Below are 15893 nucleotides of genomic sequence, written 5' to 3' on the forward strand. Positions count from 1 at the left end.
CGGGCTGCAGGCTCTGCATAAAAGGAGAATACCATGAGCAATGCCAGGAGCGGCATTACCGGATTGCGGCCCCACATCACCGTCATCGGAGTGGGCGGCGGCGGCGGCAACGCGATCAACAACATGATCGCCGAAGATCTCGAAGGCGTCGAATTCATCGCCGCCAACACCGATGCGCAGGTGCTGGCCACCTCCAAGGCCTCGCGCCGCATTCAGCTTGGCGCGCATGTGACGGAAGGCCTCGGTGCCGGCTCGCTGCCCGAGGTCGGACGGGCGGCCGCTGAAGAATCCATCGACGAGATCATGGATCATCTGGCCGGTTCGCACATGTGCTTCGTCACCGCCGGCATGGGCGGCGGCACCGGCACGGGGGCCGCACCGGTGATTGCCGCTGCCGCGCGGGCCGCCGGCATCCTGACGGTCGGCGTCGTCACCAAGCCGTTTTCCTTCGAGGGCAACCGGCGCCTGAGGACGGCGGAGGCCGGCATCGAGGCCCTGCGGCTGGCGGCCGACACGGTCATCGTCATTCCGAACCAGAACCTGTTCCGCATTGCCGACGCCAAGACCACCTTTGCCGATGCTTTCATGACCGCCGACCGCGTGCTGTTTGCCGGTGTTGGCTGCATCACCGATCTCATCGTCAAGGAGGGTCTCATCAACCTCGACTTCGCCGACGTGAAATCCGTCATGCGCGGCATGGGCCGGGCGATGATGGGCACCGGCGAGGCGGAAGGCACGGGCCGGGCGATGAAGGCTGCGGAAGCCGCCATCGCCAATCCGCTCCTGGACGATATCTCGGTGCATGGCGCGCGGGGCGTGCTCATCTCCATCTCCGGAGGCTCCGACATGACGCTGTTTGAGGTGGACGAGGCCGCAAGCCGCATTCGCGACGAGGTGCAGGACGAAGCCGACATCGTCGTCGGCGCCATTTTCGACCGCAATCTCGATGGCCGCTTCCGCGTTTCGGTGGTGGCAACCGGGCTGGAAGGCAAGGCCTGAGTTTTTTAGGGTAAGCGGAGCGGGCGCGGGGAGGCGCCCGTCCGCAAAGAGATCCGGCAGATTGAACGGCCTGCCGGAGTGGCGACAGAGGAAGGGGAGGAGCGGCCATGAGCCGGATTGAAGGCAGGATCGCGGTTATCACGGGCGGCACGCAGGGTCTGGGTGCCGCCATTGCCACGCAGTTTGCGCAAGCGGGGGCGGCCGGCCTTGTGCTTGTCAGTCGCGACGCTCGAAAGGGCGAGGCGGTGGCAGAGCGCATTGCGGCCGATACGGGCGTGCCGGTCAAAATGGTCGCTGCAGACCTTGCCGATATCGATGCGGTGCGCACCGTGATCGCCGCTGCAGACCGGGAATTTTCCCGCCTCGATATCTTGGTGAATGCCGCTGGCCTCACCGACCGTGGCAATCTTCTCACCACCACGCCGGAGTTGTTCGACCGCATGTTTGCGGTCAATACTCGCGCCCCCTTCTTTCTGATGCAGGATGCGGTGAAGCTCATGATCCGCGACGGCATCGAGGGGCGGATCGTCAATATCGGCTCGATGTCGAGCCTGGCCGGCCAGCCGTTCCTTACCCCCTATTCGGCGTCGAAGGGGGCGCTGGCGACGCTGACGCGCAACGCCGCCTTCTCGCTGATGCGCCACCGCATCCACGTCAACCAGCTGGATATCGGCTGGATGAATTCCGACCACGAGCGCAAGCTCATCCTGTCGGAAACCGGCGACCCCGACTTCATCGACCGCAAGGCCGCCGAAAAACCCTTCGGCCGAATCCTTGATCCCAAGGAAGTGGCCCGCACGGTGCTCTGGATGGCGTCTGACGAGAGCGGCATGATGACGGGCGCGGTCATTCCCTTCGATCAGTCTGTTTACGGTGGTTACGACGACGCCCCGGTGCCGGCGGGGTGGCTGGAGGGGTAGGGCTGTTTTGCGGGGGCTTCCGCTGGATGGTGCCTTTGCGCCCAAACCCAAGCATCTGCCCCGATGCGCAAGCGCGCCCCCTCTGCCCTGCCGGGCATCTCCCCCACAGGTGGGGAGATCGGCAGAACGGCACCGGTTCGCCCAGCCATGAAGGTACAGGGAGCGCGATCCGCCATGCAAATCGCCCTCCCTGGGCCAACGAGGCTGGCCGCCTGTCAATCTGGAGACAAATTTTGCGTCGAGGTAGTTGCCGCCCACCTGCAATGGGAACGGCGACGCTGCGGCACGGTGATCTCCCCACCTGTGGGGGAGATGCCCGGCAGGGCAGAGGGGGGCGAACAGGCTCAAAGGCAGGTGGTAACATCAGGGCGTGCCCTGTTTAATTGATCGGTTATGATGGGGACATTGCGCGGTCTTGCGGGCAGCAGGCGGGGCAATGGATCCTCGAGTCAAGCGCAAGGATAACGTCGCCCGGCTCTTGTCGATACGAAATATGGGGCGTTGGCCCCACTTGGTCGTCATCCTCGGGCTTGACCCGTGGATCCAGCTTGTTGACTCCCCATCACCACGGTCTTCCGCGGGGCGTTCAAATTCTCGATCAATGACATCACGATCGGGGACAGTCGGCCTTTGGCCAGCCCCTTGAACCCGATTTTTGAGCGGACGAAATTTCGATTTTCTGCCCCCGCTTGACTGTCTGTGCCTCGCCTGCTGTGCTGCAGCATTGACCGCAGATAGCAAACAAGAGGCTTTCCCGATGCACGGTTCTGATTTGGAGACAAGCCACGGCCGCCTTGCCTATAGCGACACCGGAGGCGATGGGATGCCTGTGGTAATGGTTCATGCCAATTCTCTGTGCAAGGAAAGTTTTGCACCACAGATCGATGCACTGAAGGATCGATACCGCGTGCTGGCCATCGACCTGTTGGGCCATGGCGCCTCCTCCAATGCGATCGAGCCGCGGCGCAGTTACAGCATTCCGGGTTACGCCAGCGCTGTCGAGGAGCTCCTTCAGGGGCTCGGCGTGCTAGAGTTTGTCGGCGTCGGGCACTCCCTTGGAGGACATGTCGTGCTTGAGATGCTCGGATCAAGCCTGCCAATCCGGGGTGCGTTCCTGTTCGGGACGCCACCGATCGAGAATTCGCTCGCGGGTCTCGGAGCCGGCTTCAAGCCGAGCCCGGAGATGGCGTATACGGGGAGCGCTGATGTGTCTGATGACCAGATAAAAATGGTCGTCGGCATGGCGCTGGGAGAAGCTGCGGCAGAGGATGGCTTTTTTCTGGCTGCTGTGCGTCGTACGGATGGGCTGGCACGGCAGTATATGGTTGAAGCCGCAGTGGCCGGCGAAGGTTGCAACCAGCGCCACCTCGCCGAAACCTCACCCGTCCCGCTCGCCATCATCAACGGCGAAGATGATCCGGTCATCAATCTCGATTACATTGATACCATTGCTTACGCCAATATCCGGAGCGGCAAGCCGATCCGCATAGCCGGTGCCGGTCATGGCGTGCACCGTGAGCGCGCTGGCGAGTTGAACCAGCTTCTTTCGAAATTTCTGACGGATGTCCTGGTTTGATGCAGCTCCGACGGTGGTGTCGCTTGATCGCACACCCTTTGCGTCTTTTCCAATGAACCTGCCTTCGTTGGAAGGCTCCTACCAGAGTTCAGGGTAGAGGTCGCGCCAGTCCGGATTCATGCTTTCGATCAGCTGGATTTTCCATTTCCGGTACCAGCGCTTCAGTGATTTTTCGCGCTGGATAGCCGTCTCGATCCTGTCATGCTCCTCGTACCAGACCAGCATGCGGCAACCGTATTTGGTGGCAAATCCATCGTTGAGTCCTTCGCGATGCTCCCAGATCCGCCGCGCGATGTCGGACGTCACGCCGATATAGAGCGTCCCGTTTCTCTGATTGGTGATGATGTAGACATAACCCGTCATGCGTGTAGCATGCGTGGGGATGGATCCTCGGGTCAAGCCCGAGGATGACACTCTTCTCCTTGCCCGGCACGTGGAGACCTCATCCATATCTCAGAACGTCATCACTGAATGTCGGCACGCCAACCATTCCCTCCGTCATCCTCGGGCTTGACCCGAGGATCCATCGCCTCGCATGAACCGGCAGTCATCTTCCGGCAGCAAAAGGCCCGAGGTTTCCCCCGGGCCGCTGCATTCCTTCAATCGTGAGCGCAATCAGCTGCACCCGCTCGTCGCACCGCACGTGTCGCACTTCTCGCAGGTGCCATTGCGCACCATCGTGAAGTTCTGGCACTCGGAGCACATGTTGCCCGTGTAGCCTTGCGCGATGGAGCGCATGCGGCGTTCGGCTTCCACCTTCTTGGCGTCGGCCTTGGCAGCGGCTGCGTCGGCTTCGGCCTTGTCGGAGAAGAGGGCGGTTGCGGCCTGCTGGCTTTCGTCAGCGATCACTTCTTCGGCGATCTCTTCGGCCATTTCCTTGGCGCGCTCTTCGTAATCGCGCTTGAAGGAGACGACTTCCGAGGTCGAAATGGCAAGCGTGGTTTCGAGCTTGCGGGCGGCGGAGCCCGCAAAGGCCGTCACATTGCCGCCAGCCGATGCCTTGGCAGGGGCGGCGGTTGCCGAACCCTTGGCTTCCGAACCGCTCATGCCGCGCTCGCTGCTGGAGACCAGCGTCGGCTTGTAGCCGCGCGTCCAGCCGGTGGAGACGAGGTTCGTCTTGCCTTCCTGGATGCCCTTGCCGAGTGCCGTCTGCGAGAAGTCGGAGGTGTCGACATGGGCCAGATCGTGGCGGCCGAGATAGGAGACGGCGAGTTCGCGGAACACGTAGTCGAGGATCGACGTGGCGTTCTTGATCGCGTCATTGCCCGTCACGATGCCGGCCGGCTCGAACTTGGTGAAGGTGAAGGCCTCGACATATTCCTCGAGCGGCACGCCGTATTGCAGGCCGAGCGAGATGGCGATGGCAAAGTTGTTCATCATCGCACGGAAGGCAGCACCTTCCTTGTGCATGTCGATGAAGATCTCGCCGATGCGTCCGTCACCGAATTCGCCGGTGCGCAGATAGACCTTGTGACCACCGACATTCGCCTTCTGGGTATAGCCCTGGCGGCGGTTCGGCAGCTTTTCCCGCTCGCGGGTGACGCGCTCGATGACGCGCTCGACGATCTTTTCGGTGATCGTCACGGCCTGCGCGGCCTGTGGCTGCTGGATCAGCTCTTCCACCGCATCCTCGTCCTCCTCGTCCTCGATGAGCGAGGCGTTGAGCGGCTGCGACAGCTTCGAGCCATCGCGATAGAGGGCGTTGGCCTTCAGCGCGAGCTTCCAGGAGAGCATGTAGGCGGCGCCGCAATCCTCGACGGTTGCCTCGTTCGGCATGTTGATCGTCTTGGAAATGGCACCGGAGATGAAGGGCTGGGCCGCCGCCATCATGCGGATATGGCTTTCGACCGACAGATACCGCTTGCCGATCTTGCCGCAGGGGTTGGCGCAATCGAAGACGGGCAGGTGCTCGTTCTTCAGGAAAGGCGCGCCTTCCAGCGTCATTGCACCGCAGACATGGATGTTGGCAGCTTCGATGTCCTTCTTTGAGAAGCCGATATGCTCCAGAAGGTTGAAGCTCATGTCGGCGAGCTGCTCGTCGGAAACTTTCAGGGTTTCCTTGAGGAAGTCGGCGCCGAGCGTCCACTGGTTGAAGACGAACTTGATGTCGAAGGCGGCCTTGGTGGCGCCGTTGATCGCGTCGATCTTCTCGTCGGTAAAGCCCTTGGCCTTCAGCGAGCCGGGGTTGATGCCGGGCGCCTGGTTGATGTTGCCATGGCCGACGGCATAGGCCTCGATCTCGGCAATCTGGCTTTCCGTGTAGCCGAGCGTGCGTAGCGCTTCCGGAACGGCGCCGTTGATGATCTTGAAGTAGCCGCCGCCGGCGAGCTTCTTGAACTTCACCAGCGCGAAGTCGGGCTCGATGCCGGTCGTGTCGCAATCCATCACGAGGCCGATCGTGCCGGTCGGCGCAATCACCGTCGTCTGGGCATTGCGGTAGCCGTGCTGTTCGCCAAGCGCGATCGCCTTGTCCCAGGCCGCCTTGGCATGGGCCACGAGATCCTGGTCCGGGTTTTCCGCATGGACGAGCGGGACCGGGTTGACCGACAGGCCTTCATAGCCGGTCGCTTCGCCGTAGGCGGCGCGGCGATGGTTGCGCATGACGCGCAGCATGTTGTCGCGGTTCGGCGCAAAGCCGGGGAAGGGGCCAAGCTCGGAAGCGATTTCCGCTGACGTTGCGTAAGCCACACCCGTCATGATGGCGGTAAGCGAGCCGGCAATGGCGCGACCTTCCGCAGAGTCATACGGGATGCCCGAGGACATCAGGAGGCCGCCGATATTGGCGTAGCCGAGGCCGAGCGTGCGGTACTGGTAGGACAGTTCGGCAATCTGGCGCGACGGGAACTGCGCCATCATGACGGAAACTTCCAGCACGACGGTCCAGAGGCGAACGGCGTGTTCGTAATCGGCAATGTCGATGTTCTTGGTCTTGGCGTCCTTGAACTGCAGAAGGTTCAGCGAAGCAAGGTTGCAGGCCGTGTCGTCAAGGAACATGTATTCCGAGCACGGGTTCGATGCGCGGATCGGGCCTGCCGCCGGGCAGGTGTGCCAGTCGTTCATCGTCGTGTTGAAGTGCAGGCCCGGATCGGCCGATGCCCAGGCGGCGTAGGAAATCTTTTCCCAGAGGTCGCGGGCCTTCAGCGTCTTCATCACCTTGCCGTCCTTGCGGGCGGTCAGGTTCCACTCGCCGTCATTCTCGACAGCGCGCAAAAAATCGTCCTTCAGCGAGACGGAATTGTTGGAGTTCTGGCCGGAGACCGTCAGATAGGCTTCCGAATCCCAGTCCGTGTCATAGGTCTTGAAGTCGAGATCCTTGTAGCCCTGCTTGGCGAACTGGATGACGCGCTTCACATAGTTTTCCGGAACCTGGTCCTTCTTGGCCGCCTTGATCTCGCGCTTCAGGGCCGGGTTCTGGTTCGGATCGTAGCAGGCTTCGTTGTCGGCTTCACAGTTGACGCAGGCCTTCATGATGGCCTTGAGGTGCTTGGCAACCACCTTGGAACCGGTGACGAGAGCGGCAACCTTCTGCTCTTCCTTCACCTTCCAGTCGATATAGGCTTCGATATCCGGATGGTCGATGTCAACGACGACCATCTTGGCCGCACGGCGCGTGGTGCCACCGGACTTGATGGCGCCGGCTGCGCGGTCACCGATCTTCAGGAAGGACATGAGGCCGGACGAGCGACCGCCGCCCGACAGCTTTTCGCCTTCGCCGCGCAGATAGGAGAAGTTGGAGCCGGTGCCGGAGCCGTACTTGAACAGGCGCGCTTCACGCACCCACAGGTCCATGATGCCGCCCTCGTTGACGAGGTCGTCCTCGACGGACTGGATGAAGCAGGCATGCGGCTGCGGATGCTCGTAAGAGGATTTCGACTTCGTCAGCTTGCCGGTGAAGGGGTCGACGTAGAAATGCCCCTGGCCGGGACCGTCAATGCCATAGGCCCAGTGCAGGCCGGTGTTGAACCACTGCGGCGAGTTCGGCGCAACGCGCTGGGTGGCGAGCATGTAGGACAACTCGTCCATGAAAGCGGAGGCGTCTTCTTCGGACGAGAAATAGCCACCCTTCCAGCCCCAGTAGGTCCAGGTGCCGGCGAGACGCGAAAACACCTGGCGCGCATCGGTTTCCGACCCGTAGCGCTCGGCTTCCGGCAGATCCTTCAGCTTCTTTTCATCGGCCACGGAGCGCCAGAGAAAGGAGGGAACATCGTTTTCCTCGACCTTCTTCAAGAACTTCGGCACGCCGGCTTTGCGGAAATACTTCTGCGCCAGCACGTCGGTGGCGACCTGCGAAAACTGCGCGGGAACATCGATATCGGCCAGCCGGAAGACGATCGAGCCATCGGGATTGCGGATTTCGCTGACCCCCTTGCGGAAGGCGATATCGGCGTAGGCACCCTGACCCGGCTTGGTGAAACGACGTTCTATGCGCATCTTTTTCGTCCTCGCTATGCGCCATGAAAGGCGCAGAAAATCTCATCCGCGGCGGTTGCGTTTCAACCGGCGGCCGTTGCCCGTCATGCGAATGCGGCAAGCCATCCTTGGAGTGGTGACCTGATATATGGTGGTCACTGTGGCTGTAAACACTAAATATAGTATAAACGACAGTTTTCCACCAGCCCAATTTTGTCGTGACGGTGGCGCAAAAGGCACGCGAATACCGCCCAGCGTGCGTGCCTTCATGGCAAGCCGCCTGCAGACGGATGGGGTGATTTTGCGCTTGGAGAACCGGCCTCGTGCTCCGGTCCAGTCGCCGCCGCAACATGGAATTCAATCTCGGCCGAACCGATAGATTCGTCAAGGCGTAGTTTGCAACCGTTTTTTAACCACAAGATATTGTGTTTGTAAGCTGTGGAAAACGGGGAGAAAAAAATCCCCAAGGAAACTCAAAGGCTTGAGTAAGGAGGCCTTACGTCGAAGCTGCGCGGGTCGCTGCGCATACACGACCGTCACCGGTGTTGAGGGCGTCAAAATCGACGCATGAGGGTGCCATAATCCACACTGTTTGCAGCGCAAAAATTTAATATTCGAAGTTTAGGATTTCGGCAGATACTCAGTCTGCGTGATCCCGCGTGGACAGTTGATGTTGTTGTCCTGCCCGGAGATGCGTCTCGTGAAAATCAAGAACCTGTCCATCCTGAAGAAGATCGGCCTTGTCGTGGTGTTGATGGGCGTTGCGGCCGCGGCCATTGCCGGCGTCGGCACGCAAGGCCTTTTCCTGCTTGGCTCCTCGCTCAAAGACACGGGCCAGCGCGAGGAGGTTGCCCGCGAGGCGATGGATCTGCGCGTCGATATCATCGCCATCAGCCGCATGACCTATCAGCTGGCGCTTGCGCCGGAAAAATCCGCCGACTTTGCCGCAGAAACGGAAAAGCGCTCCAAGGAAATGCTGGAGCGTCTGCCGAAGATCGCAGCCACCGCCGATGCCAACGAGCAGAAGCAGCTGGCCGATATCCGCGCGAGCCTTGGCGCCTATTTCGATACCATCCGCGAGATGGTGAAGGTGGCCGGGACCGATGCGGGCAAGGATCCCAAGGTGATGGCCGCAGCGCTTGCCAAGGCGCTGGATGGCCAGAAGGCGGTGACGGCGACCGTCAAGGTCTACAGCACCTATTCCGCCAACACGCTGTCGCAGTCGCGCAGCCGTGCCATTGAAGATTCCCAGACGACCGTGCTGATCCTCGCCATCACGGCCGCCGTCTGCATCGCGCTCGGCGTCGCCCTCAGCCTCATCATCGCGCGGCGTGATATCGCCGGCCCGATCCGGCGGATGACGCAGGTCATGAGCAACATGGCCAAGGGCAACACCGACCAGCCGGTCACCGATACCGACCGCCTCGACGAAATCGGCGAGATGGCGCGGGCCCTTGAAGTGTTTCGTGCCAACGAAATCCAGATGCGTGCCATGGAAGCGCAGGAAGCCGCGCTCAACCGGCAGAGCAAGGATCTGCAGGTTTCGATCAGCGGTATCGTGGCCTCGGCCGCGGCCGGGGATTTCAGCCAGCGCATCACCAAGTCTTACGACGATGCCGATCTGCAGCGCTTTGCCGCGAGCGTCAACGAACTGGTGGAAAATGTCGATCAGGGCGTCACCGAAGTGCGCCGCGTGATTGCTGCCCTTGCCGAGCAGGACCTGACGCAGGACATGCGCGGCCAGTTCCAGGGCGCCTTTGCGGAACTCAAGGAAAACGTCAACGCGACCATGGCCACGCTGCGGGTGACGATGGAAAACGTGCGCAGCGCTGCCAGCACCATCACCGACAATTCCGGAGAACTGTCGACCGCTTCCAACCAGCTTGCCCGCCGCACCGAGCAGCAGGCTGCCTCGCTCGAAGAGACGGCGGCAGCGCTTGAGGAAATCACCACCACGGTGCGCACCTCCACGGATCGCGCCAATGAGGCGACCCGCATGGTTTCGGAAACCAAGGTGAGCGCCGGCCGCTCGGGCGGCATCGTGCGCGACGCGATCGATGCCATGGGCCGCATCGAGCAGTCCTCGCAGAAGATCAGCCAGATCATCTCCGTCATCGACGAGATTGCCTTCCAGACCAACCTCCTGGCGCTGAATGCCGGCGTCGAGGCAGCGCGTGCCGGCGAGGCGGGTCGCGGTTTTGCCGTGGTTGCCCAGGAAGTGCGTGAACTGGCGCAGCGTTCGGCCAATGCCGCCAAGGAAATCAAGACGCTGATCAATGCATCGGCCGACGAGGTGAAGGGCGGCGTGACGCTGGTTCTGTCCACCGGCGAGGCGCTGAAGGAAATCGAGGAGCAGGTCAACCGCGTCAACGAGCATGTGGCGATGATTGCGCGCGCCGCCGGCGAGCAATCCGCAGCGCTCGGCGAGATCAACACCTCCGTCAACCACATGGACCAGATGACGCAGCAGAATGCGGCCATGGTGGAAGAAACGACCGCCGCAAGCCAGGTGCTGGCCGCCGAAAGCCGCCAGTTGACGGCGATCCTGTCCAAGTTCCGCCTGGACGGCCATGGCGGCACCAGCCACGGTTATCGCAGCGCCGCCTGAGGCTCACAGGCACCGCATACGCAACAGGGGCGCTGCAGCGATGCGGCGCCTTTTTTCGTTTGAGCGTCGGACGTTGTCAGCGCTTCACGGCAAGCCAGATCACATGGCGGGCGCCGCTGCGTTTGGTACTGGCGCGCACCGTTTTTGCCTCGGCCAAAAATCCGCTGTCCTTGAGGCGGCGCGTGAAGGCAGCATCCGGGCCGGAGGACCAGACGGATAGCACGCCGCCGGGGCAGAGCGCCGCGCGCGTCGCGCGCAGGCCCTCATGATCGTAGAGCCGGTCGTTGGAGGGGCGCGTCAGCCCGTCGGGACCGTTGTCGACGTCGAGCAGGATGGCGTCGAACGTGGCCGGGGAGGCGGCGATCAGGCCACCGACATCGCCTTCGTGGATGGTGACCCGCGGGTCGTCGAGGCTCCCCTTGAACACCTCTGCCATGGGGCCGCGTGCCCAAGCAACGACGGCCGGCACCAGTTCCGCCACGGTGATCTTCGCGTCCGGCGGCAGAACGGCAAGCGCCGCGCGCAAGGTAAAGCCCATGCCGAGGCCGCCGATCAGCATATGCGGCTTTTTTCGACCGGCGATCTTTTCCTGCGACAGGACGGCGAGCGCCTCCTCCGATCCGCTGAGGCGGCTGTTCATCAGCTCGTTGGCACCGAGCATGATGGAAAATTCGCTGCCGCGCTGCTTGAGCCGCAACGTGCCGCCATCGCCGGGAATGTCTGCCTCGTCGATCTGTATCCAGGGAAGCATGGATCCGGGACGCCTTCTGTGCATGGCCGGCACTGGCCGACGCTTGGTCGCTGCCGGCCCCCGGCGGTGATCAGCAACGGGAACCGATGAAGCCGCCTCATCGCATGAGGCAGGCACAAGGACAAGCCTGCCGGTGGCGCAGAGGCGCGTGTCGGTCGAACGAGGTTGGGTGGGAGGAGGGGACATGTCGAGCGCACGCATCGCCGGCGGCTGCGGCATTCCGATGCGGGTGCCTGACGGCCGCCGCCGTGCGCGGGTCCCGCTTGCGGCGTGCGGCTGCCAGTTCAATAAGGAGGCCGCCCCGGAGGGCGGCCGCGAGGCGGTGCGGACGGGTGAGGTATCAAAGGGCGTCCATGTTGACGCCGACTGTGATGGCGCCGATCGGAGTGCCGGTTTCGTCCATGATGGTCATGGAGGCCTGCGACTGCAGCGCCTGGGTCGATTCGTCCTTTTCGATACCATCGACGAAGATGGCGCCCTTGCCGACGCCGAAGCTTTTCTGGAATTTTGCCTCGTCACCCTGCCAGTAGTCGGAGGTGATATCGCTCTGGCCGACATTCAGGCCCTTGTTGTCCATGACGAAGACTTCGGAAATTGCGCCCTTGGAGGCGGCCTGCTGGCTCTTCAGGAAGGTGGAGACGGCATTGCCGAGTGTCGCAGAGATCAGCGGCTTGTCGGAAGCCTCCACCTCGGCGCGCCACTTCTTGTCGAGCTTGATGATATCGGCTTCCGTCAGGCCGGCATGCTGGGCGTTCTGCGCCTTGATCGCGGAGATGATGATGGGATCGTTGACCCAGGGGCTGACCCCCGTCTTCAAGAAGGCGGTCACCGGGGCGACATGGGCATCTTCAGCCAGGAGCGGCTGAGCGCCGAAGGCAAGGAGGGCAAGGGCTGCAAGGCTTGTGACTGTGCGTCTCATCAGGTGGTCCTCTATTGCGGTTGAGGTTTTGAAGGGCAGCCCGCGTGTCGCGTGCCGGGCTGCTTGCGAAGCGGAAGAATGATTTCAGGCAACGTGGCGCGCGGCGTGTGCGGACGGGGCGCCGGGGCTCAGCTGGAAGCGGTTTGCCGCGTCCTGCATCAGCTGGCTCTGCGACAGAAGTTCGTGGCAGGCAGCACTGGTTTCTTCCACCATGGCTGCATTCTGCTGCGTCGTCTGGTCCATGTTGTTGAGGGCGCCGTTGATTTCCTGGAGGCCCGACGCCTGCTGGCGATACGCATCGACCAGGACCAGAATGCCGTCGTTGATGCGGGCGATATGCGATTCGATCTTGAGGAGTGCATCGCCCGTCTGGTTGACGAGCTCGACACCGCCGGAGACCTCGGAATTGGAAACGTCGATCAGCGTCTTGATCTGCTTGGCGGCATTGGCCGAGCGCTGGGCGAGTTCGCGCACCTCCTGGGCAACGACGGCAAAGCCCTTGCCGGCTTCACCGGCACGCGCCGCTTCCACCCCGGCATTGAGAGCCAGAAGGTTGGTCTGGAAGGCGATCTCGTCGATCACCGAAATGATCTGGCCGATCTGCGAGGAGGACTGTTGAATGCGGTCCATGGCGCCGATCGCATTGCGCACCACGTGGGCCGAATGCTGCGCCTCGGCCTTCGCTTCGGCAATCATCGCGCCGGTGGTTTCGGCATTGTGCGAGGACGTGCGCACGGTGCTGGTCACCTGGCCAAGGGCGGCCGCGGTTTCTTCAAGCGAGGCGGCCTGCCGCTCGGTGCGCTGCGCCAGCTGTTCGGCCTGACCTGCCAGTCCACTGGCGCCGGTTTCCACTGCAAATGAGGCCGTCTTGATGTCGCCGACGGCACGGGTGATCGAGGCCACCATGGCGTTGAAATCAAGCCGCAGCTTGTCGAATTCCGGTCCCAGATTGTCGAGGCGCGTATCGAGATTGCCCTTTGCCACCCGCTCCAACGCCAGGCCCAGCGTCTGCATCACGTGGTTCTGCGTGGCAGCCGTTGCCTGGGTCTGCGCCGCATTGCGCAGGCGCTCCTCATTCAGCGTTCGCTGCTGTTCCTCGGCAAGCCGGCGCTGCTCAAGCGTTGCCACGGCATCGTTGCGAAATCCTTCTAGAGCGCGGGCGAGAAAGCCGATTTCGTCGCCCCGGTCGCGGTAGGGGACGGGCGTGTCGAGATCACCGGCCTGAAGCCCGGTGATGCGGCCGCTCAAGGCCTTCAGCGGCTGGCCGATGATGCGGCCCATGGTGAGGATGAAGACGGCAATGGCGATGGCAATGATGGCAAACTGCAGGGAGAGCGCCAGCAATGTCTTATGCGTCGCTTCTGCCAGAATGCTCTCAGCCGACCAGGTGGTCACGACATAGCCACTCGCCTTGCCGCCCTTGTCGAGCGGAAGCGGCGCAACCACGGTGACATAGCCGTTGCCGACGGCGCTCATGTCCACGCGCGGCTTTTCCGGCCGGGTGCCTGCTGCCTTGGCAAGGTCAGCGTCTGTCGGCAGGTTCTGCGGACCGGATCGGCTCCAGCTGTTGACCGGTTTCAGATCCGCGCCGTAGGCCGTGAACTGGACAAGATTGAGATTGGCATCGTCGCGGTAGAGCGCATAGGTTTCTGCCACGGCCTCGGCCTTGCCCCATTTCACGCCACCGGAGGCAAGGCTTGCGAACTGGGCGCTGTCCTTGCTCCAACTCTCCGTGGCATCTTCCAGCATGGACGCGCTTTCGCTGCGCCAGGTGTAGAAGGAGAGGCCCAGCATGCCTGCGAGGTTGATGGCGACAATGATGGCGGCCAGTTTGGCCGTCAGGGTCAGAGATTTCGGCGATCGCTGCATCTGGCGTCTCTGCGTCGTGGCCGGCAAAACCGGAACATTGGCAACGCACCGTGTGCTCAAAAGCTCGATCGATCATGATCGGCGTTGTATCGCGCAGATACGAGAACACGCCCAAAATATGGGGCAGGAACGTGAAGGAAGGCTTAAACCTTAGCGAGCGCCCGCCCAAAAAGAAGCGGCTAAGGCTATGAAGAAAAATGAAAGTTAGTATCACCTCAGAAAGAGGGGCGGCCCAAGCGATCCGCAGTCGTGCGGATCGCCCCTGTCTGCTGGATGGTGGCTCAGCCCTTGCTGCCCTTGGCGATCGGCTCCTGATAGGTGAAGCCCATGTCCCAGGGAAAGTAGATCCAGGTGTCCTGCGAGACTTCAGTGACGAAGGTATCGACCGTCGGAACGCCCTTCGGCTTGGCGTAGACGCAGGCAAAATGGGCTTGCGGCATCATGGCGCGCACTTCCGATGCTGTCTTGCCGGTGTCGGTGAGGTCATCCACCACCAGAACGCCGCGGCCGCCATCGGTCGTCAGGTCGGCGGCAATACCCTTCAGCACATTCATTTCGCCCTGGTTCACATAGTCGTGGTAGGAGGCGATGCAGACGGTTTCGATGAGGCGGATGTTCAGTTCGCGCGAGATGATGGCCGCCGGCACGAGGCCGCCACGGGTGATGCAGACAATGGCGCGAAACTCCTGGCCAAGGCCTGCCAGTCGCCAGGCAAGGGCACGGGCATCGCGGTGGAACTGATCCCAGGAGACGGGAAAGGCTTTATCGGGTAGGGACATTCGGGGTGGCTCCGCAACGGCGCTTGAAGAAAGGTCAAGGGCTGGCCGTGACGCCGGAGCAGCCCGCGGGACCAAGGCGTGTCGTCCTCGTCCCGTTGGCCGTTGCTATTAGCTGCAAATCGCGTCTGCGCGCAAGCCGGATCAACGCGACAGAAGCGTCAGCGCCGTCATGCTGGTCAGGACATTGCGGGTGACGCCGCCAAACAGCATTTCCCACCAGCGCGAATGGCCGTAGCCGCCCATCACCAGAAGATCGATGCTGTTATCGGAGAGCCGGTTCTCGATGACGGCTTCCACCGAAAGCTCGCCCTTTTCCAGCGTGGTCAGCGTGACGTTGACGCCGTGGCGGGCAAGCGCTGCGGCCAGATCGGCACCGGCAAGGTCCGGCGCCTGGCGTGGCATGCCGGGCGGATCGATGGAGAGAATTTCGACGCTTTCGGCCCGGGTGAGGAAGGGCAGCGCGTCGAAGGCGGCGCGGGCCGCCTCTTTCGAGCCATTCCAGCCGATGAGCACGCGGCGAACGGGCTTGGGAGCCGAAAGGATATAGGGCACCAGCAGCACCGGGCGGCCGCTTTCAAACAGCAGCGTTTCGAGATCCGCGCTGTTGTCATTGCTCAAGGCCGGGTCGGTCTGCGCCGCAAGGATCAGATCGCTGGCGCGCGCGCATTCCAGAACGCTTTCGGAACTGTAGCCGGCCGAGGAGACAAAGGAACGCCATTCGAAGGATATGCCCTCGTGCTCCGCCTTTTCGCGAAACGCCGCGGCAATCTTGCCCGTCTCCACTTCCGCCGCCTGCTGCAGCATCTCCATGGCCGTCGGGTCGGGAATTTCCATCGGCGCGATCAGCGGCACCGTCGGCAGGATTTCGGCTCGAAGACCCACGACATGCGCGGAAAACTGGCGCGCCAGATCGATCGCGAACTCGGAAATGGGCCCGGTGTTCTTCGGGCTGTCGAGGACGGCGAGGATGGTCTTGTAACCCATGGCGATATCTCCTTTGCGCTCATGGCGGATGTTCTTCCACCATGCCCTTGGAGATGGGACGCGCCTTGCGCTGGGTCA

Annotated in this window: 11 protein-coding genes; 4 read left to right on the top strand and 7 right to left on the bottom strand. The window is 62.3% G+C overall.

Annotation, left to right across the window (positions count from 1 at the left end):
* Positions 1-33: 33 nt before the first annotated feature.
* From ftsZ to ACEXP3_RS21955, 3 genes are all read left to right on the top strand, one after another.
* Positions 34-999 carry a cell division protein FtsZ gene (gene ftsZ / locus ACEXP3_RS21945; protein ID WP_210102743.1) on the top strand — a complete coding sequence of 322 codons (966 nt, stop codon included), beginning with the start codon at positions 34-36 and terminating at the stop codon, positions 997-999.
* Between the two features lie 107 nt (positions 1000-1106).
* Positions 1107-1919, top strand: coding sequence for an SDR family oxidoreductase (locus ACEXP3_RS21950; RefSeq protein WP_377299356.1), 813 nt, complete (start codon positions 1107-1109; stop codon positions 1917-1919).
* A 757-nt stretch (positions 1920-2676) separates the two neighbouring features.
* The gene (locus ACEXP3_RS21955; protein ID WP_377299358.1) at positions 2677-3495 is read left to right on the top strand and encodes an alpha/beta fold hydrolase; all 819 of its coding nucleotides are present in this window, start codon (positions 2677-2679) and stop codon (positions 3493-3495) included.
* Positions 3496-3573: 78 nt separating this feature from the next.
* Here the strand turns inward: ACEXP3_RS21955 and ACEXP3_RS21960 are convergent, their stop codons facing one another.
* Positions 3574-3858 carry a GIY-YIG nuclease family protein gene (locus ACEXP3_RS21960; RefSeq protein WP_377299360.1) on the bottom strand — a complete coding sequence of 95 codons (285 nt, stop codon included), beginning with the start codon at positions 3856-3858 and terminating at the stop codon, positions 3574-3576.
* A 252-nt stretch (positions 3859-4110) separates the two neighbouring features.
* Entirely contained in the window at positions 4111-7926 is a 3816-nt protein-coding gene (locus ACEXP3_RS21965; RefSeq protein WP_377299362.1) for a vitamin B12-dependent ribonucleotide reductase, read from the bottom strand.
* A gap of 679 nt (positions 7927-8605) precedes the next feature.
* On the opposite strand from ACEXP3_RS21965, the gene ACEXP3_RS21970 reads away from it, so the two are divergent.
* Positions 8606-10513, top strand: coding sequence for a methyl-accepting chemotaxis protein (locus tag ACEXP3_RS21970; protein WP_508436201.1), 1908 nt, complete (start codon positions 8606-8608; stop codon positions 10511-10513).
* Positions 10514-10589: 76 nt separating this feature from the next.
* Here the strand turns inward: ACEXP3_RS21970 and ACEXP3_RS21975 are convergent, their stop codons facing one another.
* The 5 genes from ACEXP3_RS21975 to ACEXP3_RS21995 all read right to left on the bottom strand — a co-directional run bounded on the left by ACEXP3_RS21975 (position 10590) and on the right by ACEXP3_RS21995 (position 15815).
* The gene (locus ACEXP3_RS21975; RefSeq protein ID WP_377299364.1) at positions 10590-11264 is read right to left on the bottom strand and encodes a spermidine synthase; all 675 of its coding nucleotides are present in this window, start codon (positions 11262-11264) and stop codon (positions 10590-10592) included.
* Positions 11265-11604: 340 nt separating this feature from the next.
* Positions 11605-12183 (bottom strand): hypothetical protein, encoded by a 579-nt coding sequence (locus ACEXP3_RS21980; RefSeq protein ID WP_377299366.1) that lies wholly within the window; start codon positions 12181-12183, stop codon positions 11605-11607.
* Between the two features lie 84 nt (positions 12184-12267).
* Positions 12268-14052, bottom strand: coding sequence for a methyl-accepting chemotaxis protein (locus ACEXP3_RS21985; protein ID WP_377299368.1), 1785 nt, complete (start codon positions 14050-14052; stop codon positions 12268-12270).
* Between the two features lie 281 nt (positions 14053-14333).
* Positions 14334-14831, bottom strand: a complete 498-nt coding sequence (gene gpt, locus ACEXP3_RS21990; protein WP_377299369.1) for a xanthine phosphoribosyltransferase — start codon at positions 14829-14831, stop codon at positions 14334-14336.
* Between the two features lie 141 nt (positions 14832-14972).
* On the bottom strand, positions 14973-15815 hold the full coding sequence (locus ACEXP3_RS21995; protein ID WP_377299370.1) for a putative universal stress family protein: 843 nt from the start codon (positions 15813-15815) through the stop codon (positions 14973-14975).
* Positions 15816-15893 lie beyond the last annotated feature (78 nt).

It is taken from the genome of Neorhizobium fuzhouense (genome assembly GCF_042611105.1).
GTDB lineage: Bacteria > Pseudomonadota > Alphaproteobacteria > Rhizobiales > Rhizobiaceae > Neorhizobium > Neorhizobium galegae_A.